The organism is Algoriphagus sp. UBA3586 (assembly GCF_002376385.1).
GTDB lineage: Bacteria > Bacteroidota > Bacteroidia > Cytophagales > Cyclobacteriaceae > Algoriphagus > Algoriphagus ornithinivorans.
Map to the genome: position 1 here is coordinate 211,232 of NZ_DFMT01000031.1, position 25,336 is coordinate 236,567.

The window sequence follows — 25,336 nt, forward strand, 5'->3', positions numbered from 1 at the left end:
TAGATAGATAGATTTTTTCATAAAAATTTGATTAAAAGATTAAGTAATCAATGATAAGAACCGAAATAAACTAAAACAAATATTTTCGTTGAAATTTTACTTTTATTTTAGTTTTATATCTAATTCTTATTTATTAAAAAAATTTGATTAGATATTTCGGAATTAAAAACACTACCTGTTCCAAAAATCACTTCTTCTATTTATCCCCCAGCATACGAAAAAGACTAGAATGGTTTAACTATCTTTCCGTTACATAGTATTTCTATTAGGCAATAATTCCGATTTAAATGATTACAAACCCTTCTTGATTCCTCTAGAAGGGTTTTCTTTAGATTCTCATAAAAAAAGGTCCCTGTTTCCAGAGACCTTTTTTCATTTTCACCTTCATAAACAAAAGAAATTAGATGACTATTTTCTATTATCTAAAATCTGGAGCCTTGATTCTATCTTAGGGCTCCAATGCTGCCACACCCGGAAGAACTTTCCCTTCCATATGCTCCAACAATGCACCTCCACCGGTGGATACAAAGGAAACTGCTTCTCCGTAGCCAAATTTATTGACCGCAGCCGCAGAGTCCCCTCCGCCAATTAATGAATAGGCTCCATCTTTAGTAGCTTGAGCCACCGCTTCTGCAATTGCTTTAGTTCCCTTATCAAAAGAATCCATTTCAAATACGCCCATAGGACCATTCCAAAGAATTGTTTTGGACTTTAATACAGTCTCCGCAAATAGTTCACGGGTTTTAGGCCCAATATCCAAGCCCATCCATCCATCAGGAATCTCACCACTTGTAGCCATTCCCTGCTCTGCATCATTTGCAAAAGCTTTTGAAATCACTGTGTCGACAGGAAGGATTAAATTCACTCCTTTGGTTTTTGCCTTTTCCATCAATTCCAAGACAAAATCCATCTTGTCTGCCTCCAATAGAGAATTCCCAATGGTGCCTCCCTGAGCTTTGGCAAATGTATAGGACATACCTCCACCAATTATCAGGTTGTCTACCTTGTCCAATAAACGCTCAATGATCAAAATCTTATCAGAAATCTTAGCTCCTCCCATAATAGCAGTATAAGGGCGCTCTGGATTACCCAATACCATATCTGCATTCTTCAATTCAGATAGCATCAAATAACCACAAACTCTGATGTCAAAATACTGGGCTATTACTGCTGTGGAAGCGTGCGCTCTATGGGCTGTACCAAAGGCATCATTCACATAAATATCTCCCAAATGAGCTAGTTTCTTGGCAAATTCCTCATCGCCTTTTTCTTCTTCTTTGTAGAATCGTAGGTTTTCAAGAAGCAATACCTCTCCCCCTTTCAATCCCTCTGCAATATTTTTAGCTTCATCCCCGATGCAATCAGGAGCAAATTTTACAGATGTGCCTAAAGCTTTTTCCAGAGCAACAACAATATGTCTTAATGAAAACTTATCCTCAGGGCCAGACTTTGGTCTGCCTAAGTGGGACATCAAAATCACAGCTCCTCCGTCTTTCAAAATCTTATTTATAGTAGGGACTGCTGCCTGAATTCGGGTATCATCCGTAACATTATTATTATCATCCAAAGGCACATTAAAATCTACCCGGATTAATGCTTTTTTCCCTTCGAAACTGAGATTATCTACATTCTTGATTCTTGGATTCATAAAATTGAATTGAATTAATTTTCAAAATATCATCAAAATAGGCCTGAATTTATCAAAGTTTCAGGCAAAAAGCGACTTTCTAGAATGATGAATTTGTAAAGTAGACTGTTTTTACTTGGCGGCAGCTCGATTCAGTCTATCGTTAATCGCCTTGCCTAGTCCATGATCTGGCATTCTTTCTGCCAAAATCAAATCCAAGTCTTGCTCATCCAAAGCTCTCATTGCAGCAAAAAGATTTTGTGCAGCTTCCTTTAAATCCCCTTTTTCACTCAAGATCATTTGGGATTCTATTGGCAAGTTAGAGAAGGTTCGCTGAAGACTAAGAATTCCCATTCGCACCTTTTTATTCTGGTGATCTTGGATCAATTGATCCAAATCTCCAAGAATAAAAGGTTTGGTAGGGGCATAATGACTTTCTAACAAACCCGGCGCAGCTGGATTACTTGAACTGTGGGTTTTAATTTGAACTGGCCCGACTAGCGCTTCGATTTCCCTGACGTCCAATCCTCCTAACCGGTAGATAAAGATTTGTTCATCCTCTATGCCAACGATAGTACTTTCCAAACCCACTTTACAGGCACCTCCATCCAAAATATAGGGGATCTGATCGCCCAATTGCTTTTGAACATGCTCAGGCCTTGTCGGACTGATATAGCCAAATGGATTAGCACTGGGAGCAGCTAAAGGAAATTCCAGGCTTTTTAAAAGCTCCAAAGTCAAGGGGTGTGAAGGAATTCGAACAGCAACCCGATCCAAACCCGAAGTGACTAAATCTGGGACTATAGCTTCTCTAGGGAGCAATAAAGTCAAAGGTCCCGGCCAAAACTCATCGGCTAGGATTTTTAATTTCTCGGGAATTTCGAGCACCCATCTTTTGATCTTCTCCATTGAATCGGAGTGTATAATCAAAGGATCAAAGGAGGGTCTTTTTTTAGTTTCAAAAATGGAAGCCACTGCATCGGGATTTAATGCATTTCCGGCTAAGCCATAGACCGTTTCAGTTGGAATACCTACCAGCTTTCCTGCCTCCAATAAGGACTTAGCACGAATAATATCTTTCCCGATTTCAGCCATTTAATTGCAAAAATCGTCAATCCAGGATTTAGCATCTGTATAACCCAAGGATAGAGCCATTTTCAAGTCGGCGCAACCTTCTTCTTTTTCACTCTCACCCAAGGCACTCATTCTGGTTACACCCAAAAGGTAATATGCAGCTCCATTTCTTCCATCTAAATTGACGGCATTGGTCAAAGATTCCATTGCACCAATCGGATCATTATTACCAATTTGAGCTTTACCTCTATTGAAATACACTAAAGCTTGGTTGGGATTCACTTGAAGGGCAGCATCAAAATCCAAAATAGCATCTTCATATGCCTCCATCCCCAAAAGAGCCAATCCTCGGTTATAATAAATATCTGTCTGAGAAGGATCTAAGCCATTTGCCATGTTGTAGTCAGAAACTGCCTCTTTGAAATTCCCCAATTCCAAATTGGAATTTGCCCGATTAAACCACGGCTTATATGAGCTGGAATCAACTTCTATTGCTTCGGTAAAAACAGGAATAGCTTCTTGATACTTCTGCTGTTGAAAAAGCGCCACTCCCTTTGCGTTGAGAGCAGTTGCATTAGATGGGTTTTGTTCCAGCGCTCGATCGAAATAAGAAATAGCTTCAGCCCAGGCTTGACCATCCATTTTTTCCATTCCAGCCTGCATCAATTCCTCTTCGCTAGGGCTGCAACTAATTAGAATAAAAGCTAATAAGCCCAGTAAATATAAATTTCTCACGTGATTCTGATTTAAGGCGCAAAGATAGGGAATCAGGCCTGTTTTTCAGGATTAAAAGCCAATTTAGCTCTATAAATTTCAGGAACTGGGGTGGGTTTCATGGTTTTCATGTCTACCGAAACCATGGTGCAGATACATTTAGCAAATAGGATCTGTTGTCCTGATTTATCATTTCCAAGCAAATATTGCTCTAAGACAAAAGAACTATTCCCAATTCTTACACATTTCACGAAAGCCTTAATTTCATCTTCCAAGTGAATGGGCTTGAAATAGTCCATTTCAATCCTAGCAACCACTGTCCCTACTTCCATGATATTCCAGCCACATCTGCTATGTAAAAAATCAGCTCTGGAATGCTCAAAATAATTAAAATATACGCCGTTATTGACATGCATGTACCCATCAATATCCGAGAAGCGGATTTGAATTGGGGTAGAAAAATCAAACTCTTTCAAGAGATGATCAATTTCCATATACTCAAAGTAAGATTTCTGATTTACTGGTTTTTTCCAACATTCTCAGGATGGAAGGATTGTATCCGATCATATCCACGACAGAATCAAAAGTAAACCAAGCAAGAGAAACACTTTCATTGCTAATCACCAATTTATCTGTCAGGTCGGCTTCAATCATAAAGCGAACATCATAATGAAAATGCTCTGGTACATGAGGCCTTTCAGGGATGATATGCTTATCAAGGTCAAAAATGCTGTTTTCTACCAGACGAAGATTTTTCAAACCACTCTCCTCCTCAGCTTCTTTCAGGGCAACTTCCATGAGATTTTCATTCCCATCTGCATGTCCTCCTAACTGCAACCATCTACCTAGCTTTTTGTGAAGCGTCAAAAGGGTATGGGTTCGATCAGGGTTTACGATCCAGGAAGAAGCCGTAAAATGGCCTGCCAATCGCTCTCTGTTGAAAGCTATTGGATCTTCTGTCAGTTGAATAAAATCCTGAATAAAAGCCGATTCCTCCTCGTAGGGAGTTCGGTATTTTTCGAGTTGTTCTTTAAGTGTTATTCTGTCCATCAGGTAGCATTGAATAATCGATCCATCAATTGGTCGAAGGGTTTCGCATTTTGGTATAGCCTATCCGAATAGACAGTCACCAATAATTTTAGGTAGCTGGGTTGATTGTCAATAGTCACCTTTTCTATGCTGACATTCCCATATAACTGAGAAATCAGCTCATTTTCTGCAGGAGCTTGCAAGGGAGGTTTGAGGTAAAACTTTTCGGTAGACTTCACCTGTTCATTGATTTCCTCTAATTTCCTGTCCAAACTTACCTGCTGATATCCCAAAGCTAAGACTCGTCGGGAGAAAGCCAAGAAAAGATTGGAAAAAGATTTTTGGGTCAAAGGGGAATCATAGGTTACTGCAAAGCCATTTGCATAAGGAGATTCGAATACATGCACTTGGGGACTTGCGTTTATTTGGGCTCTTTTCAGGTGGTAATTTTTGTAAATCAAATTCATCAGAGTAGAGCCCTCCTCTGACTCTAACCAATCATCAATTTCATCCAAATCTTCTGGCTTTATTGCAAAGTTCTCCTTTACGTTAACCGGAGCTTTGCCCGATCCTTTGAAGACCTTACCAAATAAATCATCCAGAAAATTACCCATATTAGTCGATACTCAAAGTTCCATTTTTGTGCTGCCTTATGACCCCTTCATCAGTGAGCTTTCTCAAAAGCTCCAATGTAAATTCGCTGGCAGAAATTCTCAGGCTTTCCAATAAACCACTCTGAGATAACTCCCCATTACTTCTCAAAGTTTCGATAATCTGCTTTTTCAATTTTTTCTCCACCCAGGCAGGATCCTCCATTTTCTTATTTTCCACACACCAATCGCAAATTCCACAACGTGAATCACTCTTTTCTCCAAAATATTCCTGAATGAATTGTGTTCGACAAATCACCTCCTGATGAGCGTATGCAACCATGCTCTTAGCTTTTTCCAAAGTCAACTCTCTGCGCAAGGATATTCTTTTCGTATTCAATGGCAACTTGGCAGCATCATACCGAGAGGTAATAAAAGTAATCTGGGGCTTATCCTTTCTTTTCTCATAATCCACCACTTCCATTTGCCCTAATTTCTCCAAGGATTTAATGATTTTAGCTTCTGAGGTCTCCAGTGCCTTGGCAAGTTTGAACTCATTGATCTTCATATACTCGGAAAAGAGATTACCCCCATAAGTCCGCAACAATAGTTTAATCACAGGATCAAGGGAGGCATGGGCAATCTGTATTTCATACAACTGCTGAGGACCTACTAAAAAATGAATTTTTGAAGGACTGTAATAGCTTTCACTCAAACCAATAAACCCCTCCTCTTCCAAAACTTTTAAAGCATAAAAAGTCTCCAATACTCCAAGATTATAGGTGTTTGCAAACTCACCCCACTCAAAATCAAAGCTGCTCAACATATTACTCCCTACAGCAATTCGAAAGTAGTTGGCCAGACATTGATATACTTTCCTCACAAAGTCAATGGGAGGATAAACCAAAGCAGCCCTGCCTAGGACATTTTCAAAATCTGCCTCATTGCTGAGTAAGACAGCATAAGCCTTCTTTCTATCCCGGCCTGCTCTGCCAGCCTCTTGGTAATAATTTTCCAAATTTTCCGGCAAGTCTGAATGGATCACTACTCGAACATCCGGCTTGTCAATCCCCATTCCAAATGCATTGGTACTGACCATGACTCTCAGCTGATTCTTCATCCAAAACTCCTGCTGCTTGCTCCGATCAGCCATGGACATTCCTGCATGATAAGCTCCTGCCTTGATTCCCAATTGATTCAATGCTTTCGCAATTTGATGGGTAGCCTGACGATTCCTAACATACCAAATTGCTGAGCCAGAAACCCGGTTCAATATTTCACAGCCCTTTTCAAGTTTATTCTCCACCAAGCGCACGCTGTAACTCAGATTCTCCCTAGCAAAGCTTTGCCTGAAAATTTCCGGGTTTTTCATCTCCAGCTTTTCTAAAATATCTGCCTCAACTTGCGGAGTGGCAGAAGCCGTCAAAGCCAAAACTGAAATACTGGGATGATATTTTCGGATTTCAGCGATTTCCAAATATGGAGGTCTAAAATCATATCCCCATTGGGAAATGCAATGGGCTTCATCTACTGCAATGAGATTGATATTCATTTGCCGAAACCGCTCGATGAACAGCTCTGACTTCAATCTTTCCGGAGACACAAAGAGAAATTTATAATTGCCGTGGATGCAATTGTCCAAGGTTCGGTCTATCTCCCGATAACTCATTCCTGAAAAAATCGCGGCAGCCAACACCCCTCGTCTTTTCAATTGATCCACTTGATCCTTCATTAAGGCGATCAATGGACTTACAACCAAGCAAACACCGTCTTTTACCAGCCCAGGCACTTGATAGCAAAGAGATTTTCCTCCTCCAGTGGGCATCAAAGCAAGTGTGTCCTTTCCGTCAAGAACAGAAAAAACAACGTCTTTTTGGACTGGTCTAAAATCATCCCATCCAAAAACCTGCTTTAATATTTCTTGCGCCCGGTTTTCCACTTACCAAGTAGGTTTTTCTTTACTTAAAAATGATGAAATACCTTTGACACAGTCTTCATGAGCTCTCGCTTTGGCATTGATTTCCGCCGCATGCTTCAGAGATTGATTTCTTTCCTTTTTATTTAAACTTCTCAAAAGTTTCTTGGTCTCCATCATAGAATTAGCCGAATTATGAGTGATTAGCTTGGCCGCATGATCTAAAACCACCTGATCCAAATGCTCTGCTGGAGTCACCTGGGTAATCAAACCAAGATTAGCTGCCCTCTCTGCAGAAATCAAATCCCCAGAAAGTAATAATTCCTGAGTTTTGGCCGCTCCGATTTGTTCTTGTAGAAATACAGAAACCAAAGCAGGCACAAAACCGATTCTTACTTCCGTATAGCCAAATAATGCATCGGGCGCAGAAAAGGCAAAATCGCAAACTGTAACTAAGCCACAGCCTCCTGCCAATGCATGCCCCTGAACTTGTGCTATAATGATTTTAGGAAAGTTGTAAATGAGATCGAAGAGCTCCATTAAGTTTTCGCTGTCTTGCAGATTCTCTTCTTCAGAGTAATTCTGCATGGACTGCAAATAACTTAAGTCTGCGCCAGCACAAAAGGCTTTTCCTTCAGCCTTAATCCTAACTACTTTGACCGCCGGATCATGCTCCATATTGACCAATGCCGATTTCATAGCTTGAATCAAGTCCGGACTCATAGCATTTCGCTTTTCGGGCCTATTCAGTGTGATTGTCCCTAATCTATTTTCAATATGTGTTAATACTGCTTTATCCATTTTTTTGGGTTTTCTATTCTGTGCAATCAAGTTAGGAGGAGATTCAGGGAAAGTCAAAAAAGGTAGTTAAAAAAGAATTCTGACAGAGGAATTCCCTATTTCTAAAGGTGCATTTTTTTCTTGCTCGATCCATTCATTTTCCTGCCAATATTCCACTTTAGAAAAAGAAGCATATTCATGCTTAATCATTCCCCTTTCAATATCAATTAAAAGCTCCAGTTCTGGGAAGAATAAGAGATTCTTTTCGAGGCTAAAGGCTTGCAGAGACTCAGGCCACTTTCCCCAGCCATTCAAAATTCTATTTGGCTTGACCTTGAAATCCAATTCCTCCACTCCTACTCCTTGATTCCAAGATTTCAATTGCTTCCCATCCCAATAATCAAATGCGAAGCCTTCATTTCCGGAGTAAACAATCAGCTGAGAATTAGATTTGATCAAGGAATTAATAACCCGATTGCCTGCCCATAAAAATGTCAGGAAACAAGCTATATAAACTAGCCTCTTTTTTGGAAACAAATCCCAGCTAGCCCATATCAACAAATTGCCCCAAACACAAAACATGGTCAGAGGGAATATGGTCAGCTCATCCAGTTTTGTGACTGGAATATTTTTGAAAAGATTCAAAATCCACAGCTCCAGTTGAAAAAGTGAATTCAGTACCCAACCCAAAAAGTCACTCAATAGCGGAATCCAGCCTAGAATAAGAAAGGGAATCCCGATTTGCATGATCAGAAAAGTCAGAGGTATAATCAGAAGATTTGCAGGTAAAAACCAAAGAGGAAAGTTATGAAAATAAAAGACTGTCAAAGGGAAGGTAGCAAGTTGAGCAGCAATCGAAACAGCTGCCAGTTGCCATAAATATTCAATCCAAGGAGAAGAAGGTAACCACCATCTGGTGATCATGGGTTGCAATAAAACGATCCCTGCAACAGCAACATAAGAAAGCTGAAATCCAACTTCAAAAATTACCTCAGGATCAATTGCTATCATTAAGATGGCCGAAAATGCAAGAACATTAAAAATTGAAGGTTTTCTGTCTCTCATTTGTCCCAAGGTAATCAGGGTAAACATAACAGAAGCCCTAACGACAGAAGGTGAAAAACCCGTAATCATTGCATAAAGCCAAATGATGATTACCACCGCAATCAGATATACTTTGAGCTTCCATCCCTTTAGCTTGAATGGCTTTACCAGAAATAAGAAGACCGAGACTAAAATCCCAACATGCAATCCTGAAACGGCCAATACATGCATAACTCCTGCATCTGCAAATTCAGCTCTGATATTTTTATCCAAGGAATCTTTCTGCCCCAATAGCAAAGCCTTTGCAACTTTTTGAGCCTGTGGATCAGCTAATTTTGATTGAATCAAATTCGCCAATCCTTGCCTCCAATGAATAGGAGAAAGCCAGGTATTTGAAGTAAGATGATTATCATCTATCAACTTCAAACCTCCTGGATGAAATAGAGTGTAATTAATTTCCTTTTTCTGAAGAAAGGCTTTGTAGTCGAATTCTCCAGGATTCTTTGGACCCTGAACAAGTTCTGGGGCTTTATTAATGAGCAGGATACTCTCTGGAATCAATGAAATCGAATCCTGATGATAGAGCAGAATTTTTTCTTTTGAATTGATCCATTTTCCATCTCTTTGGTAGGCATAAACTTGTAATAAGTTTTGTTGGGATCTGGGCTTTTCGATGTCAAACTGTAAAGTTTTTGCTATCAAAGGAGTACCGAGTATAGGTTGCTCAGTGCTTGGCTTTTGATGAAGTTGGACTACAAAAACTCCTGCCAGAAATAGTTGGGCGTATGCTAGTGGCGCTATCCAAATCCGATTTTTGAAAAATAATATTGCCAGAACATAAAAAATCCAAAGTATCCCTAAGACTCCTCCAACCCAAATTGGCTGAAATTCAAAATCCCTATTTGCCAGACCTATCCCTAGAAGAAAAAATATCAAATACCTCAAAAAAGGGAATTCAGAAAATCTCATACTCTAAAAATTAACTCTTAAGTTAAAGAATTTACAGCAAAAAAATAGCTCCGCAAAGGAGCTAAAATTAAAGAGTGGAGAAATTAGAATCTATACCCTAGACTAAACCCTCCATTTAGTTCAATTCTAGTAAAGCGATCAGCCACTTCATCACTAAATCCACGAGCAATACTAACATAAGGTCCAAAAGCAAAATGCTCAGATACTTCCCATTTGTAGCCAGCGCCAGCACCAAGCATAAACGAATTCATATTTGTGACTCTTACGCCCCCGTCAGAAGGCTCTTCAAATTCACCAAAACGTAATTTTGCCAAGGGATAAATAAAGAATCTGCCATTCAGATTATTACCAAAATAAAAATTCATGGCCGCCTGAACGGAGTTGGTTTTGTAATTTTTGCCCTGTCCTTCGGAATTATATCCAAAGCGATCATTGAACATGATTTGTAAGTCCAAAGCATGGTCATCAGAGAGGAACTTTTCATACCCAACCTCAATGGATCCCAGCGCAATCAAGTTTAGAAAATTGACTTTGACCTCATTCGAATAGACGGATCTGCTTCCAATCCCTGAACTGCTGGAAATCACCTGCTGTGCCTCTGCCGTGAGTCCTAAAATGGCTGTAAGTAGTATACCAAATAATACCTTTCTCATATTTCTAAATTAAAATCTTATGTAACTCTATGCCAGCTCCATTTTATAGTGCTGAATCTCACATTCCTCAAACATTTCCCCAACTTTCTTGAAGCCAAACTTGGCATATAATGGAATTGCGGAAAGTTGAGCATGGAGATATCTGACTTTTCCGATGGCTTTTTCATTCACCATCAAATCCCTTAAAACTGCCGAGACCAATGCCTGACCTACTCCTCTGCCTCTAGCCTCTTTTAAAACAGCAAATCTCTCCAATTTAATTCCATAAGGAGTAAATCTATACCTTGCTGTTCCTACTGCTTTTCCATTCAGGGAAGCCAGAAAGTGGGTAGCCTCATCCTCAAATTGATCGTATTCATCTTCCGGATTGACTCCCTGCTCTATAACGAAAACTGTATGTCTTATGTTGAGAGCGAGATCCATCCCAGCTTTACCTGTCACTTTTTCTACCAGGAGACTCATTTTTAATCTGATCTTTTTCTGCTTGATTTTTTTCGTATGCTTCGATGATCGCTTTCACCAATTTATGCCTGATCACATCCTTTCCACTCAGGTTGACTATACCAATACCTTTGACATCCTTTAGAATTCTCAAGGCCTCTGACAAACCTGATTTTTGTCTTACAGGCAAGTCAACTTGTGTTTGATCCCCAGTAATAATCACCTTTGAATTAGGTCCCATACGGGTTAAGAACATCTTAATTTGCTCAGAGGTGGTATTTTGAGCTTCATCCAGCAAGACAAAAGCGTCATGTAGAGTCCTTCCCCTCATATAGGCTAATGGAGCAATTTCGATTACTCTTGTTTCCTGATAATATTTCAGTTTTTCCGGTGGCACCATATCCTGAAGGGCATCGTAAATCGGCCTAAGATATGGATCTAGCTTTTCCTGTAGATCTCCGGGCAAAAACCCAAGATTTTCTCCAGCTTCGACCGCAGGCCGGGTGATGATTATCCTCTTTACTTCCCTGTTTTTCAAGGCTCGTACTGCAAGAGCAACGGCTATGTAGGTTTTTCCGGTTCCTGCCGGCCCCAAGGCAAATACCAGATCATTTTTAACGGCAGCTTCAACAAGTTTTCGCTGATTGGGAGATTTTGGCTTGATGACCAAGCCTTTGTTTCCAAAGACAATTACCTGATCTCTGTTTGCTTCTTCGAAAGGAACCCCTTCAACGTCCAAATAATCTTTGACATTTTCAGGAGTCAAGTGACCAAATCTATCTACATGTTCCAGCAATAAATTGATCAGGTTATTAATCCTCAGAATTTCAGGCGCTCCTCCTTGAATGCGGATTTCATTTCCGCGGGAAATTATTTTGGATTGAGGAAATGCTTGTGCCAATTGGCGAATATTTTCATTAGCTTGACCTAAAAACTCGGCCAGTGGCACATTTTCCAGTGTAATTACTTTTTCTACCAAACTGTTTCTTTGATTAAATATGCTTGAGAGGGTACCGATAAAATTTCTATTTTTGTCCCTGCCCCCACTAACAAAAGTACATAATTTTAATTGACTTGCTTCTATGGCATTAGTGACATTCCTCTCTGATTTTGGGGATAAAGATTATTACGTTCCTGCGGTGAAAGCCAAAATGTTGGCCATCAATCCGCAATTGAATATTATAGACATCTCTCATAATATTGACACCTTTGATTTAGCTCATGCTGCCTTTATTTTGAAGGCTACTTTTCGGGATTTCCCAAAAGGCACCGTTCATTTGGTAGCTATCAATACAACCGGAAACATGACACAAGGTTATATCGGTGTCAAATTGGAAGAGCATATTTTTATCGGCCCGAATAATGGAATCTTAAGTTTGTTGGCAGATCATGACCCAGGAATTATGGTTCAGTTTGCAGATATACACCTGAAAGACACCTCCTTCCCAACCAAAGATATTTTGGCTCCCATTGCAGCAAAAGTTGCCTCTGGAGCAGCAATTCACGACTTCGGCGGACCATTGTCAAACTTCAGAAAGTTGATGCCCCGTAACCCGAAAGCGACGAGAGAGCAAATCATCGGGCATGTCATGCGAGTGGATCGATATGGCAATTTGATCACCAACATTCCGAAAGATATTTTTGAGAAACTCAACCCAGGAAGCTTTACCATAGAATTTGGAAGAGAAAGTTTGGACAGGCTACACAAAGGTTGTGATCAGGTAGAGCCTGGTGATTGCTTTGCATTCTTCAATAGCTTGGATCTTTTAGAAATAGGGATCAACCATGGTCATGGAGGAAATCTATTGGGGTTGAAATTTGAGAGCGTGGTGTACATTAATTTCAATCCATAGGCTATGCTGATTCGAGTGGTAAGGATGACTTTTCAGGAGGACAAGGTTGAGGCCTTTTTGGAAAATTTTGAAAGTCATAAAAAAAGTATTCGAAATTTTCCCGGTTGCAGGCATTTGGAACTATGGCGCGATGAAAATAAAAAAAATATTTTCATGACCTATTCGCACTGGGAGAGTGAATCCGCCTTAAATCAATACCGTGATTCTGAGTTATTTAAATCAGTCTGGGCTTTTACAAAAAGCCTCTTTTCTGACAAGCCTGTAGCATTTAGCTCAAAAAAATTACAGGAAGTGCCTGAATAGGGTTGTAGGAAAAAAAATTTGTACTCATATTTGCATCCCGTTCAGCAAGGGACGGAGAAATTGAAATGTCCAAGTGGCGGACCTGTCCGCCGGAATTGAAAACAGAAATGATTTCAAAATACACTTGGGAACAAAATTTCCGCTTAGAAGCACCATGCCCAGGTGGCGGAATTGGTAGACGCGTTGGTCTCAAACACCAATGAGGTTACACTCGTGCCGGTTCGACTCCGGCCCTGGGTACAAAGAAGCTCGCAGAAATGCGGGCTTTTTTTTGTTTTTTTGGCTAAAGCCAGTAAACTCTTGTGGAAATATTTATGAAAGGGCTAAAGCGCCGCTCTTATTTTTATTTATTCTTCAAAAATAATCTAGAACAGGCTAGAGTAATTCTCCTACTTTTTTTGTGTCAACCCTCAACAACAATCAAAGAGGATGGGGAAAATTACCACCAGCTTCAGCTGGTGGCTCTAGAATAAAATTTATAGTAGTTGGGCTTTAGCCCGTAAAATAAGCTTCCAACTCACTCATCATCGCTTCTTTCTCCTGAAGATCACGGATGATTTTGCCTTTTTCCAACAATACAATCCGATCACAAATCTCTGTCACATGATTCAAATCGTGGGATGAAATCAAGAAAGTGGTTCGGCTATCTTCTTTTTCTTTCAAGATCAACTTCTTTAATCTGATCTGGGAGCTTGGATCCAAATTTTCAAAAGGTTCGTCCAAAAAGACCACTTCAGGATTGCCCATTAAGGCAGCTGCAATTCCCACCTTTTTCAGGTTACCCTTCGAAAGGTCTCGGATATATTTCTTTTTCCCCCGTATCTCATCATTGAAAAGTTCAGTGAATTTCCCCAAATGAACTTCCAAGTCAGCTTCTGACATGCCGTAAATCTTTCTCAAAGTCTGAAAATATTCATCCGGCGTGAGATATGCCAAAAGCATGTGTTCATCTAAATATGCTCCTGTAAATTTCTTCCACTCCTCATCCTGATTGACCTGATGTCCATTGATAATCACAGTTCCATCCGTAGGCCTCACCAGGTCCAGCATAATTCTAAAAAGGGTGGTTTTACCAGCACCATTATTACCTACCAAACCAAAACACTCAGACGTTGAGATATCTAAAGTTTCTACATCCAATACTACTGCTTCTTTGTACTGTTTTTTAAGATTTTTGACACTGATCATAATTCCTGTCTAAATGAAGATGAGATTTCGTATTTATTTTGCATGACACGCTGCACATTCAGTTTTGCCAAGGGTTTGAAGAAAATGATTCCCAAAATCCCACACACTGACAAAGCAATCAGGCCAGCATAATCACTTACTAAAAAGGAGAAGGGTAAGTAAATCAAATAAGGCAATACCATCATTGGAATCACCATCAACCACTGGGCTGCACCTACTCCTTCGTAATTAAACATGGCTCCTTTATTCAAATCCATAGGCTTAGGCTTCCATAATGCCAGATAAATAATGGCATGAACCAAAATGCCCACGTTGAAAAGGAAGGTAGCAAAGTGTACGGCAAGTATTTGCCATCCAAAATACACATAGGGTACAGAGGCTAGAAAGCAAACTACAGAAACGGAAATAAAGAGCAAATATTTACCGCGAATCAACTCCTCCACACCTCCTCTTCTATTGAGGAAGAAATCAAAATTCCCGGAGTTCCAACTTAAGAAAAGCTGCCCATACTGGATCATAAATATTCCGGTGATGAATACTCCTACAAAAATGAATATTGTGGAAATACCCTCATCAGACGCGTAAACTGGATTGGTATAAAAAATCAATCCATACAATAAAAAGAATCCGGAAAGCATTAGATATGTCCGGCTTTTCTTATGTCGAATGATCAGTTTCCACTCCAGGTTAGCCATTTCGCCTGCCAATCCAAATCTGGAAAAGAAACCAATGGATTGATCCGTAAAGCGAACATTTTCTTCTGACGATAAATCCTCCAAATAAGCATTGTTGAAATGATATTTAAAGCAAAGCCAGTAGCTAGCTACAAAAAGGATAGCCAATACGATTACCGGAATTGGAGTTGATATGGATAAATCGAATACAGGCTTCATGATCTCTCCCAAGTTAAACCAGCCCATATAGCTAGAGCCTGAACCTAAAAACAACACGGCTACCACGATGAGTAATCCTATTGTGGAATCTTCAAAACGCTGCTTGAACCATAGCATAAACCAATGCAAAATCCAGCTGGTCAATACAATAGAACCAATCCAGCCTATTAGCCCAACTGCATCTGAGGCTGGTAAGATTACTTGAACTCCAAAGGGTAAAAACAACAACAGTGCAATGACATTAATTGGAGAAATAAAAGAACGGAGCAAAAGAATGTGCATAATTTTGGATTTCCCTATGGGAAGATGTAGCAGACTCTCTAGCTCGACAACCGGCAACTGCTGAATAAAATACCGGTACATAAACTCGCCGAGGAAAAAATAAATCAAGTAGCTATTAAGTACTGTAAGCGGATCTTGGCCCTCTGCCAACTTTTCAATGATTACTTTGAGCAGCAATCCTGCTCCTAGAACATAAAGCAAAAGGAGTAATACAATGAATCCCAAAAAAATATTGGTCAAAACACTCTTTGCAAAAGAGGTCGACCTCACACTTTTCAGAAATTGCAATCGAATCAATTCAAAAAACATCGGTAAATGGTTAGGGTTAAAATTTTAACTTGCCTGAAATTATCAATAAAGCTGAAAAAAACAGTCTTTTAAAAATAGAGAAATCGGACAAATGAAGAATACTTTACAGGAATTAAGATTTTTCGAGGCGGTAGAAGCAAGAAGGTCGGTCAGGATTTTTGATCAGGAAAGTGAATTTGACCATGACATAGTCCGACATTGCCTGGAAGCCGCTATCCTTTCTCCCAACAGCTCAAACCTTCAGCTTTATCAGTTTGTGAGAGTTCCTGAATCTTCTCCTCTTAAAGATCCATTGGCCCAACTTTGCATGCGCCAAAAAGCCGCTACGACTGCTAGGGAATTGGTTGTCATCATCACACGAAGAGATCTTTGGAAATCCAGAGCAAAAGCTAACTATGATTTCATCCTAAATTCTCAACAAAATCAATCTGAAAATAAAGTAAAACAGGCTGGTAATTATTACAAAAACCTAATCCCTAAATTATTTGGGAAATATCCGGGTTGGTCCCTACTCAAGAAACTCATCGCCTGGTGGGTAGGAATGCGCAGACCCATGGTTCGGGAAGTAGGAGAAACTGAAGTTCGGATATCCGTTCATAAAAGTGCTGCCTTGGCGTCTATGACTTTTATGTTAGGGATGAAAGCTGCAGGATATGATACCTGTCCGATGGAGGGCTTTGACTCCAAACGTGTAAAAAAGCTACTTGATCTTCCAGATGCAGCTGAAATTTGTATGATTATAGGTTGTGGGAAAGGCCTTCCGGAAGGGATTTATGGCCCGAGATTTCGGGTGCCTAGTTCGGAGTTGATAGTGGAGAAGTAAAAATCCAGTCTTTTCAGGGTCATCGAGAGGCTTAACATTTTTAAAATGCTCAATTGGAGATGACAGAGATAAATATTGAAGCTATCATTTGGGTCGCACTAAGTGCATTCGAAAGGTCCTCGACTCCGCTGGGACTGACCTATACATCCTATCCTCAACTCAATATGGCATTGGCATGTAAGGAAAAAGCCGAAGCAATCTTTTAGTGAATAAGATTGCTTCGCTCCTTATTATGCCTAACAATTTTGCTTAAGGATTCAACCTTCCCAAAATCTCTTTGGCTTGATGCCACTTCAATCTAGGGCCAAACTGACTCACAATCTGAGAACTCGCCATGGATGCTAATTTCCCGCTGGATGCGTAGCTGTGTCCATTGGTGATTCCATACAAAAAGGCTCCGGCAAACATATCCCCGGCACCATTTGAATCAATTGCCGTAGTCTTGTAAGGCTCGATATCGATAAAGGTATCCCCATCAAAGATCATCGCACCGTTTTTACCCTGCGTGATGACAAAATGCTTAGCTGCCTTTTTCATTTCCTCTCTTGCTTCCATCAGATTATCCTTACCTGTGTAAAGCATGGCTTCTTCCTCATTGGCAAAAAGGAGATCAACACTTGGCCCGATTACATCATCAAAATTATCTTTGAAATACTTTACCATAGCTGGGTCAGAAAAGGTCAAAGCCACTTTGGTACCAGCTTCTTCCGCAACCTTTTTGGCATGCATCATGGCTTCTTTTCCATTTGGGGAGGTCACCAGGTACCCTTCGATAAAGAGATATTTGGATTCCCGAATCGCAGAATCATTGATATCATGGGTCGAGAAATTTTGAGTAATTCCCAAAAAAGTATTCATGGTCCGCTCAGAATCCTCAGTCACCATCACCAAGCATTTTCCGGTCACACCAGCCTCCAATTTGTCTTCTGACAAAGCAATTTCTACTCCGGAATCAATTAAATCCTTCAAATAAAAAAGCCCCAATTCATCAGCTGCTACCCGAAAATTATAATAAGATTTTCCTCCAAATTGGCTAACCGCCACAACTGTATTGGCAGCGGAACCTCCGGCTTGTTTTTTTGCTTCTGCATGATTAATCACTTTCATCAAGTGATTTTGACGCTCTTCATCCACCAAAGTCATTAAGCCTTTTTCTACGCCATTATCTGTAAAAAACTGATCTGTTACTTTAAATTCAATATCTACTAGGGCATTTCCAATGCCAGTTACATCGTATTTTTTCATTTATAATTAGTTGGTAAGTTGTAATGTTTAAAGGTTATAATGTTGGTTTAATTCATTATTCGATATTAAAACCTCAAGTCCTAAAGATAACGATTGAGGTTCTCACAAGCCTCGTCTTTCGTACTTCGTAAACCGAATTTTCAAGGAAGACAAGGCTTAGACTCCCTGACTAGCCATCAGGCAGGCGCTCAGCCTGACATTCGATAATCATACTTTTCAAGCTTAAGCTGAAAATCAGGATTGAGGTTCAAGTAAACCTCGTAAATCGTATTTCTTAAATCTTTTTTCAAAGTAGAAAAGGCTTCGACTCCGCTCAGCCTGACATCGGTCATCAGACATCCAGCATCGGACTTTTTTTCAATCAAATATAGGGTGTCTCTCAAATGGCTTTTCTCTGTCAAACAAGTATCTATAGGTGTGATGTGTTTTGTATATGTCTGCTAATAGTTGCTCGCAAACACGCATCATTTTTGGATTAAAATCTCCTATCCAATTCATCTCTATGGTTTTATAGGGGAAGGAAGCTTTTCCGCTCATTTTATCATAGCTGATAATCATCGCGCTTTCCACACCTTTGCCTTGATGCTCCGGCACTACTCCAAAGACCAAACCCAACATTTTATTAGGCGGAGAAAAGGTTTTATACCAGAGAAACTTCAGTTTACCAAGCAAGTCCATTTTTCCATTCACATGCTTGAAAATCTGATTGATTTCAGGAATTTGGATGAAGAAACCAACAGGTTCTTCCTTGTAAAAAGCAAAGTAGATTAATCTTGGATCAATGATTGGTTTCATTTTCCCAAACATCAACTGAGCCTCTTTCAATGCAATGGACTTCCCCATGTGACGCGCCCAGGCTTTATTATAGACCGTCATAAAATACTCAGGAGCTTTCTCTTGGAGTTCCTTTCCCTTGATATATCGGAAGCTGTAATCGGGGTTTGCAATGACCAGATTGGCTCGCTTGATCATTTTTTCATCAAAACCCACATTCTGAACAGGCCGCATATAGGTGAATTGCTTGAAATAAAGCTTAAATCCATAATCTTCGAAAAACTTCCGATAATAGTTGAAGTTCCACGGCATATTGTAATTAGGCTCAGAAAAGCCATCGACCAACAATCCCCACCATTTGTCCCGCTCTCCAAAGTTGATCGGTCCATCCATCGCCTCCATCCCTTCGCTTTGAAGCCATTCTTTGGCTGTATCAAACAACAAAAAAGCTGCACTCTGATCTTCTATGCATTCGAAAAAACCAACTCCGCCAGTGGGTTGCTTTTCTTTCATTTTGGGATTAATAAAAGCTGCTATTCTCCCAATAGTCTGACCTTTTTCGTCTTGTAACAACCAACGCTTAGCTTTGGCTCCATTTCTAAAAAGCTTATTGGTTTCCGGGTGAAAAAGTCCTTCAATGTCCTTATCAAGCGGACGAATCCAGTTTTTTTCATGCTTATAAAGCCGCACCGCCATTTCGATAAACTCTTTCTGATGGGCAGGTGTGGTGACTTCGATCAGTTTCATGGAGAAAATTTTAATCGGCTAAATTAACCCATGATCCGCAAACGGCAAAAATTAACGTTTCGGAGCCAAATTAGGATAGTCAGTGATAATGCCATCGACTCCTAAATCCAAAAGCTTATTCATTTCCTCGGTGTTATTAACCGTCCAAGGAATTACCTTCATTCCTTTATGATGAAAAAAAGCAATAATCTCAGCGTTCAAATTTCTGAAATGGGGAGAAAAAATATCGGGAGCAAATCCCAGCTCCTTCAAATCTTCTTGATAGGTAGCAGCATTTTCTACCAGCATTGCAAGAGGCACCTCTGGGTAGTTTTCGTGAATATATTGTAGAACTCTAAAATCAAAAGATTGGATATTGACTCTTTCCCATCCCAACTCTTCAGCGATCAGCTTTACCACCTTATCTGAAAACTCTGGAACTTCAGGATGATAGATTCCATCTCCATCGGGACTACTTTTGATTTCAATATTATAACGAGGCTGAGGAAGTCCCATATCGCTTGCATACTTTTCTGCTACTTTAAAGACATCTTCTAAAAGTGGTTTGGTAGCAAAAAACTTGACCTGCTGGGGATAGCCCGGGTGAAATTCGGAACCACAGTCATAAGCCAAGATCTCCTGATATGTCAACTGATAAATATTAAAAGAATGATCTCCCGATGCGATCTGATTTCCTCCTGAATCAAGACAGATCAGCGGATTCATAAAAGGTTCGTGAGAAAGAATCACTTGCCCATCCTTGGTAATAGCCAAATCCAATTCCAGTGTGGTCACGCCCAAATCCAAAGCTTTGATCATCGCAGGGATGGTGTTTTCAGGCATCAGTCCTCTCGCGCCTCTATGGCCTTGGAGATCATAAGAGTATTGAGCAAAAACAGACATGGGTAAAAATGCGACTAGATAAAGGAATAAGTTCTTCATCTTTAAAAATAAGGTCTTTTTCCTAGAAGAATAGAAAAACCATTTTAAGAAATTGTCAAAAAAAATACTGCTTCAGGAGAAACAGCATAACCGATTATCTCTTACCATTAATTAATTCGCCCTTAAAAATGAGCCATTCATATTGAATTGGGAATTAAATATACTTTGATGTGCTGAGCGTAGAGCATCTGGCGAAGAGTTAGGACTCCATTGATCTTGCACTGTTAAACCTTGAGAATTGGGGCCGGAATACAATGAATTTGAATAATATTCTTGCTGATCGATAATTTCTCCATCAAAACTGTAAAAATACCACAAACCAACTCGGTTAGAACCTAATAACCTACCCTCTGCCAAGACCTTATCTGATTTCGGGAAATAAAAATACCAGTCTCCTTGTGGAATTCCTTTGGAATATCTTCCCTTGGCCACCATATACCCCTCCAAATCATAGAAAACTCTTATTCCAGAGCCCTTTTTTAAATTTCCACCCTTTAATTCTTTGTCTCCTACTTTGAACGTCCCAACAGAGACTAATTTCCCATCTTCAAAAATTTCAATTTGAGAGATTTCACCAGATTCATCAGTAAGGACCCATTCTCCTTCTTTAAATCCCAACAGATATCTGCCTTTTCTGTAAAATCCAGGCATATAATCTAATTGCTCTACCCATTCACCCACTTGTATGCCATTTTTAAAATTTCCTTGAACAACCAATTTCCCAATTTCATTAAATTCCTCCCAAGCACCATCTATCTTTCCTTCCGAAAAAGCACCATGAGCTTTCATTATGCCATTTTTGTAGAATTCCCGGAAATCACCATGCGGTTTGCCCTCCTTAAAAAAGGTGAGATATTTTATCTCTCCTGAAGGATAATTTTCTTGAAAAAAGCCATTAGGAAGATCTGATTTGAAATGAATCTGAAACAATATTCTTTCTTGAGAAAATTTATCCTCGAAAACCTCTTGGTCTGCTTGTAACAAACTTGGCTGGGGAAAATCGATAGGGTCATCTGAAATATACACTTTCCAGAGCCCCTCCTTTTTGTCGTTAACTATCTCGCCTACTCCCAGCAAATTAGTATTCCCAAAATAGAAATAGTTTACCTCTGTTGAATCTGGAGTATAAAAAAGAAAAAAAATTGTAGTAATAAATGAAAACATAATTTTAGGTTACTTTAAAAGACTATTAAAAATAGCACTTTCAAAATAAACCTCCAATTTTAATCACAGTCTGAATTTCAATCAATTACATCCGCATACAAATCAAACTCCGTTGCCTCAATTACTTTGGCATTGACAAAGTCACCTACTCTACAATAATGCTTGGAAGCGTCTATTAGTACTTCATTATCTACCTCCACAGAGTCAAATTCTGTTCGGCCTACAAAGTAACCTCCTTCTTTTTTATCGATTAAGGTCTTGAAGGTCTTCCCAACTTTCTCCTGATTCAAGTCATAGGAAATTTGCTCCTGTACTTCCATCAAGTGATTCGCTCTATCCTGTTTTTCCTCCTGAGAAAGTTTGTCCTCCATACCAAAAGCATGAGTATTTTCTTCATGGGAATAGGTAAATACTCCCAATCGCTCAAATTTCATTCGCTCCACAAAGTCCACCATCTCTTGAAATTCTTTTTCACCTTCGCCAGGATGCCCAGCTATTAGGGTAGTACGGATGGCTATTTCAGGAATCATTTCGCGAATTTTATAGATCAATTCCTCTTGCTTTTCTCGGGTAGTTCCACGTCGCATGGCTTTCAATACATCTGTAGAACCATGCTGCAAAGGAATATCCAAGTAATTACAAATATTGGATCGCTCCTTCATCACTTCAATCACATCCATCGGAAAGCCGGTTGGGTATGCATAATGCAGACGAATCCAATCGATTCCTTCCACGTCCGAAAGCTGTCTTAAGAGTTCGGCCAGATTTCGCTTTTTATACAAGTCCAATCCGTAATAGGTCGAATCCTGAGCAATCAACAACAACTCCTTGGTTCCTTGGGCAGCCTTGTGCTGAGCTTCTTTCACCAATTCTTCTATAGGTCTGGAAACGTGTCCACCTCTCATCAGAGGAATCGCACAAAAAGAACAAGGGCGGTCACAACCCTCGGAAATTTTCATATATGCATAATGTGCCGAGTGAGTTAGTAGGCGCTCCCCAACCAATTCATGCTTGTAATCTGCTTTGAATTTCTTCAAAATGGCAGGCAAATCCCGTGTTCCAAAAAATGCATCGACTTGAGGAATCTCCTTTTCCAAATCGTCTTTGTAACGCTGAGAAAGACAGCCGGTCACATATACCTTATCCACCAAGCCCTGTTCTTTGGCATCCACGTATTGAAGAATGGTATCTATAGATTCTTGCTTGGCATTGTCTATAAATCCACAGGTATTAATGATAATGATATTATTATCATCTGAGCTGGACTCGTGGCTGGCATTGATTCCATTTCCTTTCAACTGGGTTAAAAGCACTTCGGAATCCACCAGGTTTTTGGAGCAACCCATGGTGATGATATTGACTTTGTCTTTCTTTAATGTTCTCGCTTTCACTTTGTTCCTCGATTTGGGATGCAAAGGTAATGATTTTTGATGCGGAAAGGTTTCAGAAACAAGAAATTGAATGAGAACTGTTTCTGATTTTTGTATGCAATTTTTAATCAGTTTTTAGGATAGTTTCCCACAATATCAAGCCATGGGCAGGTGCTGCAGGTATTTTTTCCCAATCCTGAGTCGGATTTTCCAATCTTTGAGTAATATCCTCCCTTTTCCACTCTCCTGAGCCCACATACCAAATAGCCCGCATGATTTTCCTAACCTGATGATGTAAAAATCCTTTTCCTTTGATTTCCATCATCCACTGGTTTTTTGGAAAAAATTCGCCTTGAAAATCATTAGCATCGGAAATTCTACAGGAAATCACTTCCCTTCGATAATTGGATTTATTCACTGAAGGCGTACAAAATGCCCTAAAATCATGTTCTCCTTGAAAAAGAGAAGCCGCGTCTTTCATTTTCTTTATATCCGACTCTCCAAAAAGGGTAGCCATGTATGCTGATGCAAATGAATGAGTGGGCCCTGTCGAAAAATAGTAGCGATATGTTTTGGCTTCGATTTGCTCGATTAAATTAAAGTCTCTGTTTACTTCCCTCACTTCTAACAACTGAATCTCTCCTGCTAGATTTTCATTCAGACTTGCGAGATAAATAGTCCAATCTACAGCTTCTTTAGAAAAAAGTTGGAAGTAACCATGCCTGCAACTCACCCCCGAATCTGTTCTACTTCCTCCAAGGATAGTAAAGTCGTCATTTCCCAAAACAAATCTAAAAACCCGCTCTAGTTTCCCTTGAACGGTAGGTTGTCCTTTTTGAATAGCCCATCCTTTGAATCGGGCACCATAATAGGATAAGGAAAATAGGTAAGTAAAAGGTCTGGTCTGCAAAACTTCTGATTATTAAACCTTTGCAAGGTTTGAAAGAGCTAAAGGTTTGTGTAAATTGAAGGTAAACCCAAAATTACTGACTATGAAAGCATTTTTGAGTCTTTTTATGATTTTAGCAGCTTTTTCTGCCTTTTCTCAATCTCAACCTTCCAAGGATATACAAATAAAAATGGCAGTATTGGCCGCTCCGGAAGATCAAAGAGCTAATGCCACTGTATATGGATATGCCGATGGAAAAATTGTATTGCTGCGACAAGGAAACAATGAAACGGTCTGCTTGGCAGATGATCCCAGCCGGGAAGGGCTGAGTGTAGCATGCTATCACAAAAGTGCCCAAGCATTTATGGCAAGAGGTTGGAAATTACGAGAGGAAGGCAAATCCGCTCAGGAAATCTTTGATATCAGAGAGGCAGAAGCCAAAGCCAAGAAATTAAAACTCCCCGACCAGGGAAGTGTGCTGCATGCCTTAACCGCGGATGAATCTGATATAAACTGGACAAATGGCGAGGTGAAAAATTCCTACGTACGTTCTGTGGTCTACATCCCTTGGGCAACTGCTGAAAGTACCGGTCTCCCCTTAAAACCAGCCGGCCCCGGACTTCCATGGATCATGGACCCCGGCACCCATCGTGCTCATATCATGATTAATCCAAAGCGCGACTAAAGTGAGTTGAAACTCACTTATTACCTTCAGTGCTTTTCGAATGGTGGATGAGGGACTTGATTCCAAAATTACCTTCCCATTCCCATATAAATCCCGGGATTCGATATTTATCAAGAGTGGCACTGACATCTTCCAGGTATCTTTTTCTTGATTCAGGATCAGCATTTTTACTGACGCCATATTCTGTACACCAGAGAGCAACTTGATTCCGTAGAGCCCAATCCGAAATTTGTCTGATTTTATCTTCAACGGCGAGCATATTTCCTGTTTGATAATAATCCCTCAAGTTGATTTCCCCGGCTGTACCTTTTGCCTTAGGATTCAATGAAGGCATTTTTCCTTCTTCAAAAGGATATGGAATTCCTTTTGTCGCATTTTGATTTCCCGTCCATTGTGTACCCTGATGCGTAAAAATAAATGGCTCATAAAAATGAAAAGTGTAGATAATGTTTCCAAAACCTGTTAAAGGTCTCATTCTACTCAATTCGTACAAGCTATTATAATTGGTCGCTCCGATGATGATAGGGATATCTGGCTTAACTTCTCTGATTTCAGGAAGCAGTTCCATCAAAATATTTTCCCAAGTATCCGGATTTACTAAGGGCTCATTTACTAATTCTATAGCCAGATATTTTGTGTCAAAACTTATTTTTTTTAGCACGCTCAGCCAATTAGATTTAATCACGCTACTATGCGATTGCCAATTGTTTCCATTCAATTCCGAATCGAAATTGCAAAGTATAATTTGGAGCTTTTCTTTTTCTGTAAATTGGATAAGGGACTCAAGCTCAGATAAAAATCTGGGATTAGACTGAAGATGGTAAGAGAGAGCAACAGGAAGCCTGATATGTGTGTAACCTCTCTTCTGAATATTTTTTATTTCCCGAATTAGTTCAGCACTTTTAAATCTCGGAGAATCCCACGACCTTTCCATACCTGATAGATTAATCTTATCTCCTATTGTTTGGGATTGAGTCAATTGGCCAAGGAAAGTCAACAGAATTAGATATAATAATTTGATCAAAGTATGTAATTAATAGATGTTTGACTGGAA

27 protein-coding genes and 1 tRNA gene are annotated in these 25,336 nt (G+C 39.8%); 6 read left to right on the top strand and 22 right to left on the bottom strand.

What is annotated here, in order from left to right:
• Nucleotides 1-448: 448 nt before the first annotated feature.
• From B2906_RS11200 to B2906_RS11255, 12 genes are all read right to left on the bottom strand, one after another.
• The gene (locus B2906_RS11200) at nt 449-1,648 is read right to left on the bottom strand and encodes a phosphoglycerate kinase (RefSeq protein ID WP_219957932.1); all 1,200 of its coding nucleotides are present in this window, start codon (nt 1,646-1,648) and stop codon (nt 449-451) included.
• A 111-nt stretch (nt 1,649-1,759) separates the two neighbouring features.
• Nucleotides 1,760-2,722 (bottom strand): L-threonylcarbamoyladenylate synthase, encoded by a 963-nt coding sequence (locus B2906_RS11205; RefSeq protein WP_219957931.1) that lies wholly within the window; start codon nt 2,720-2,722, stop codon nt 1,760-1,762.
• Complete coding sequence (locus tag B2906_RS11210; protein WP_250161387.1) at nt 2,723-3,436, bottom strand: tetratricopeptide repeat protein; 714 nt, start codon at nt 3,434-3,436, stop codon at nt 2,723-2,725. It abuts the gene before it with no gap.
• Between the two features lie 32 nt (nt 3,437-3,468).
• Nucleotides 3,469-3,909, bottom strand: a complete 441-nt coding sequence (locus tag B2906_RS11215; RefSeq protein WP_144607306.1) for an acyl-CoA thioesterase — start codon at nt 3,907-3,909, stop codon at nt 3,469-3,471.
• Nucleotides 3,910-3,913: 4 nt separating this feature from the next.
• Complete coding sequence (locus B2906_RS11220; RefSeq protein WP_144607307.1) at nt 3,914-4,465, bottom strand: NUDIX hydrolase; 552 nt, start codon at nt 4,463-4,465, stop codon at nt 3,914-3,916.
• Nucleotides 4,465-5,058 carry a hypothetical protein gene (locus tag B2906_RS11225; protein ID WP_219957930.1) on the bottom strand — a complete coding sequence of 198 codons (594 nt, stop codon included), beginning with the start codon at nt 5,056-5,058 and terminating at the stop codon, nt 4,465-4,467. Before B2906_RS11225 ends, B2906_RS11220 begins: the two co-directional genes overlap by 1 nt.
• A gap of 1 nt (nt 5,059) precedes the next feature.
• Nucleotides 5,060-6,973 carry a RecQ family ATP-dependent DNA helicase gene (locus tag B2906_RS11230; protein WP_219957929.1) on the bottom strand — a complete coding sequence of 638 codons (1,914 nt, stop codon included), beginning with the start codon at nt 6,971-6,973 and terminating at the stop codon, nt 5,060-5,062.
• Nucleotides 6,974-7,750: an enoyl-CoA hydratase/isomerase family protein gene (locus B2906_RS11235; protein ID WP_144607310.1), complete on the bottom strand. Its 777-nt coding sequence runs from the start codon at nt 7,748-7,750 to the stop codon at nt 6,974-6,976.
• A gap of 66 nt (nt 7,751-7,816) precedes the next feature.
• The gene (locus B2906_RS11240; protein WP_286939713.1) at nt 7,817-9,742 is read right to left on the bottom strand and encodes a ComEC/Rec2 family competence protein; all 1,926 of its coding nucleotides are present in this window, start codon (nt 9,740-9,742) and stop codon (nt 7,817-7,819) included.
• A gap of 83 nt (nt 9,743-9,825) precedes the next feature.
• Nucleotides 9,826-10,395, bottom strand: coding sequence for a DUF3575 domain-containing protein (locus B2906_RS11245; RefSeq protein ID WP_286939714.1), 570 nt, complete (start codon nt 10,393-10,395; stop codon nt 9,826-9,828).
• 27 nt (nt 10,396-10,422) lie between these two features.
• The gene (locus B2906_RS11250; RefSeq protein ID WP_144607313.1) at nt 10,423-10,857 is read right to left on the bottom strand and encodes a GNAT family N-acetyltransferase; all 435 of its coding nucleotides are present in this window, start codon (nt 10,855-10,857) and stop codon (nt 10,423-10,425) included.
• Nucleotides 10,826-11,815 (bottom strand): PhoH family protein, encoded by a 990-nt coding sequence (locus tag B2906_RS11255; RefSeq protein ID WP_091654907.1) that lies wholly within the window; start codon nt 11,813-11,815, stop codon nt 10,826-10,828. Before B2906_RS11255 ends, B2906_RS11250 begins: the two co-directional genes overlap by 32 nt.
• A gap of 103 nt (nt 11,816-11,918) precedes the next feature.
• Here B2906_RS11255 and B2906_RS11260 point away from each other — a divergent pair, with 103 nt between their 5' ends.
• From B2906_RS11260 to B2906_RS11270, 3 genes are all read left to right on the top strand, one after another.
• The gene (locus B2906_RS11260) at nt 11,919-12,689 is read left to right on the top strand and encodes an SAM hydrolase/SAM-dependent halogenase family protein (protein WP_219957925.1); all 771 of its coding nucleotides are present in this window, start codon (nt 11,919-11,921) and stop codon (nt 12,687-12,689) included.
• A 3-nt stretch (nt 12,690-12,692) separates the two neighbouring features.
• A complete protein-coding gene (locus B2906_RS11265) occupies nt 12,693-12,992 on the top strand; it encodes a putative quinol monooxygenase (protein WP_144607315.1) in 300 nt (99 codons plus the stop codon).
• 156 nt (nt 12,993-13,148) lie between these two features.
• Nucleotides 13,149-13,232, top strand: a tRNA-Leu gene (locus B2906_RS11270).
• A gap of 252 nt (nt 13,233-13,484) precedes the next feature.
• On the opposite strand, the gene B2906_RS11275 is transcribed toward B2906_RS11270, so the two are convergent.
• Both B2906_RS11275 and B2906_RS11280 read right to left on the bottom strand, forming a co-directional pair.
• Nucleotides 13,485-14,180, bottom strand: coding sequence for an ABC transporter ATP-binding protein (locus B2906_RS11275; protein ID WP_219957923.1), 696 nt, complete (start codon nt 14,178-14,180; stop codon nt 13,485-13,487).
• Complete coding sequence (locus B2906_RS11280; protein ID WP_219957922.1) at nt 14,177-15,664, bottom strand: DUF5687 family protein; 1,488 nt, start codon at nt 15,662-15,664, stop codon at nt 14,177-14,179. Before B2906_RS11280 ends, B2906_RS11275 begins: the two co-directional genes overlap by 4 nt.
• A 91-nt stretch (nt 15,665-15,755) precedes the next feature.
• Between B2906_RS11280 and B2906_RS11285 the strand changes: the two genes are divergently transcribed.
• Both B2906_RS11285 and B2906_RS11290 read left to right on the top strand, forming a co-directional pair.
• Nucleotides 15,756-16,487 carry a nitroreductase family protein gene (locus B2906_RS11285; RefSeq protein ID WP_219957921.1) on the top strand — a complete coding sequence of 244 codons (732 nt, stop codon included), beginning with the start codon at nt 15,756-15,758 and terminating at the stop codon, nt 16,485-16,487.
• A gap of 59 nt (nt 16,488-16,546) precedes the next feature.
• Nucleotides 16,547-16,693 (top strand): hypothetical protein, encoded by a 147-nt coding sequence (locus B2906_RS11290; protein WP_219957920.1) that lies wholly within the window; start codon nt 16,547-16,549, stop codon nt 16,691-16,693.
• 43 nt (nt 16,694-16,736) lie between these two features.
• On the opposite strand, the gene B2906_RS11295 is transcribed toward B2906_RS11290, so the two are convergent.
• The 7 genes from B2906_RS11295 to B2906_RS11325 all read right to left on the bottom strand — a co-directional run bounded on the left by B2906_RS11295 (nt 16,737) and on the right by B2906_RS11325 (nt 23,618).
• The gene (locus B2906_RS11295; RefSeq protein WP_219957919.1) at nt 16,737-17,732 is read right to left on the bottom strand and encodes an adenosine kinase; all 996 of its coding nucleotides are present in this window, start codon (nt 17,730-17,732) and stop codon (nt 16,737-16,739) included.
• Between the two features lie 188 nt (nt 17,733-17,920).
• Complete coding sequence (locus tag B2906_RS11300; protein ID WP_286939718.1) at nt 17,921-18,115, bottom strand: hypothetical protein; 195 nt, start codon at nt 18,113-18,115, stop codon at nt 17,921-17,923.
• On the bottom strand, nt 18,090-19,253 hold the full coding sequence (locus B2906_RS11305; protein ID WP_286939720.1) for a hypothetical protein: 1,164 nt from the start codon (nt 19,251-19,253) through the stop codon (nt 18,090-18,092). The genes B2906_RS11300 and B2906_RS11305 overlap by 26 nt, the downstream gene beginning before the upstream one ends.
• Nucleotides 19,254-19,304: 51 nt before the next feature.
• Complete coding sequence (locus B2906_RS11310) at nt 19,305-20,174, bottom strand: glycerophosphodiester phosphodiesterase (RefSeq protein WP_286939722.1); 870 nt, start codon at nt 20,172-20,174, stop codon at nt 19,305-19,307.
• A 111-nt stretch (nt 20,175-20,285) separates the two neighbouring features.
• Nucleotides 20,286-21,338, bottom strand: coding sequence for a toxin-antitoxin system YwqK family antitoxin (locus B2906_RS11315; protein WP_286939724.1), 1,053 nt, complete (start codon nt 21,336-21,338; stop codon nt 20,286-20,288).
• 77 nt (nt 21,339-21,415) lie between these two features.
• Complete coding sequence (gene rimO, locus B2906_RS11320) at nt 21,416-22,729, bottom strand: 30S ribosomal protein S12 methylthiotransferase RimO (protein WP_286939725.1); 1,314 nt, start codon at nt 22,727-22,729, stop codon at nt 21,416-21,418.
• A gap of 103 nt (nt 22,730-22,832) precedes the next feature.
• Complete coding sequence (locus B2906_RS11325; protein WP_219957911.1) at nt 22,833-23,618, bottom strand: tRNA pseudouridine(38-40) synthase TruA; 786 nt, start codon at nt 23,616-23,618, stop codon at nt 22,833-22,835.
• 82 nt (nt 23,619-23,700) lie between these two features.
• Here B2906_RS11325 and B2906_RS11330 point away from each other — a divergent pair, with 82 nt between their 5' ends.
• Nucleotides 23,701-24,282, top strand: a complete 582-nt coding sequence (locus tag B2906_RS11330) for a hypothetical protein (protein ID WP_219957910.1) — start codon at nt 23,701-23,703, stop codon at nt 24,280-24,282.
• 13 nt (nt 24,283-24,295) lie between these two features.
• Here B2906_RS11330 and B2906_RS11335 read toward each other — a convergent pair whose 3' ends face one another.
• Entirely contained in the window at nt 24,296-25,306 is a 1,011-nt protein-coding gene (locus tag B2906_RS11335) for a glycoside hydrolase family 5 protein (protein WP_287060674.1), read from the bottom strand.
• Between the last annotated feature and the right edge of the window lie 30 nt (nt 25,307-25,336).

Coding starts and splice junctions, on each gene's coding strand:
- B2906_RS11200 (WP_219957932.1), bottom strand. CDS start 1,648: ATGAATCCAAGAATCAAGAATGTAGATAATCTCAGTTTCGAAGGGAAA.
- B2906_RS11205 (WP_219957931.1), bottom strand. CDS start 2,722: ATGGCTGAAATCGGGAAAGATATTATTCGTGCTAAGTCCTTATTGGAG.
- B2906_RS11215 (WP_144607306.1), bottom strand. CDS start 3,909: ATGGAAATTGATCATCTCTTGAAAGAGTTTGATTTTTCTACCCCAATT.
- B2906_RS11220 (WP_144607307.1), bottom strand. CDS start 4,465: ATGGACAGAATAACACTTAAAGAACAACTCGAAAAATACCGAACTCCC.
- B2906_RS11225 (WP_219957930.1), bottom strand. CDS start 5,058: ATGGGTAATTTTCTGGATGATTTATTTGGTAAGGTCTTCAAAGGATCG.
- B2906_RS11235 (WP_144607310.1), bottom strand. CDS start 7,750: ATGGATAAAGCAGTATTAACACATATTGAAAATAGATTAGGGACAATC.
- B2906_RS11240 (WP_286939713.1), bottom strand. CDS start 9,742: ATGAGATTTTCTGAATTCCCTTTTTTGAGGTATTTGATATTTTTTCTT.
- B2906_RS11245 (WP_286939714.1), bottom strand. CDS start 10,395: ATGAGAAAGGTATTATTTGGTATACTACTTACAGCCATTTTAGGACTC.
- B2906_RS11250 (WP_144607313.1), bottom strand. CDS start 10,857: ATGAGTCTCCTGGTAGAAAAAGTGACAGGTAAAGCTGGGATGGATCTC.
- B2906_RS11260 (WP_219957925.1), top strand. CDS start 11,919: ATGGCATTAGTGACATTCCTCTCTGATTTTGGGGATAAAGATTATTAC.
- B2906_RS11265 (WP_144607315.1), top strand. CDS start 12,693: ATGCTGATTCGAGTGGTAAGGATGACTTTTCAGGAGGACAAGGTTGAG.
- B2906_RS11275 (WP_219957923.1), bottom strand. CDS start 14,180: ATGATCAGTGTCAAAAATCTTAAAAAACAGTACAAAGAAGCAGTAGTA.
- B2906_RS11280 (WP_219957922.1), bottom strand. CDS start 15,664: ATGTTTTTTGAATTGATTCGATTGCAATTTCTGAAAAGTGTGAGGTCG.
- B2906_RS11285 (WP_219957921.1), top strand. CDS start 15,756: ATGAAGAATACTTTACAGGAATTAAGATTTTTCGAGGCGGTAGAAGCA.
- B2906_RS11290 (WP_219957920.1), top strand. CDS start 16,547: ATGACAGAGATAAATATTGAAGCTATCATTTGGGTCGCACTAAGTGCA.
- B2906_RS11295 (WP_219957919.1), bottom strand. CDS start 17,732: ATGAAAAAATACGATGTAACTGGCATTGGAAATGCCCTAGTAGATATT.
- B2906_RS11305 (WP_286939720.1), bottom strand. CDS start 19,253: ATGAAACTGATCGAAGTCACCACACCTGCCCATCAGAAAGAGTTTATC.
- B2906_RS11310 (WP_286939722.1), bottom strand. CDS start 20,174: ATGAAGAACTTATTCCTTTATCTAGTCGCATTTTTACCCATGTCTGTT.
- B2906_RS11315 (WP_286939724.1), bottom strand. CDS start 21,338: ATGTTTTCATTTATTACTACAATTTTTTTTCTTTTTTATACTCCAGAT.
- B2906_RS11330 (WP_219957910.1), top strand. CDS start 23,701: ATGAAAGCATTTTTGAGTCTTTTTATGATTTTAGCAGCTTTTTCTGCC.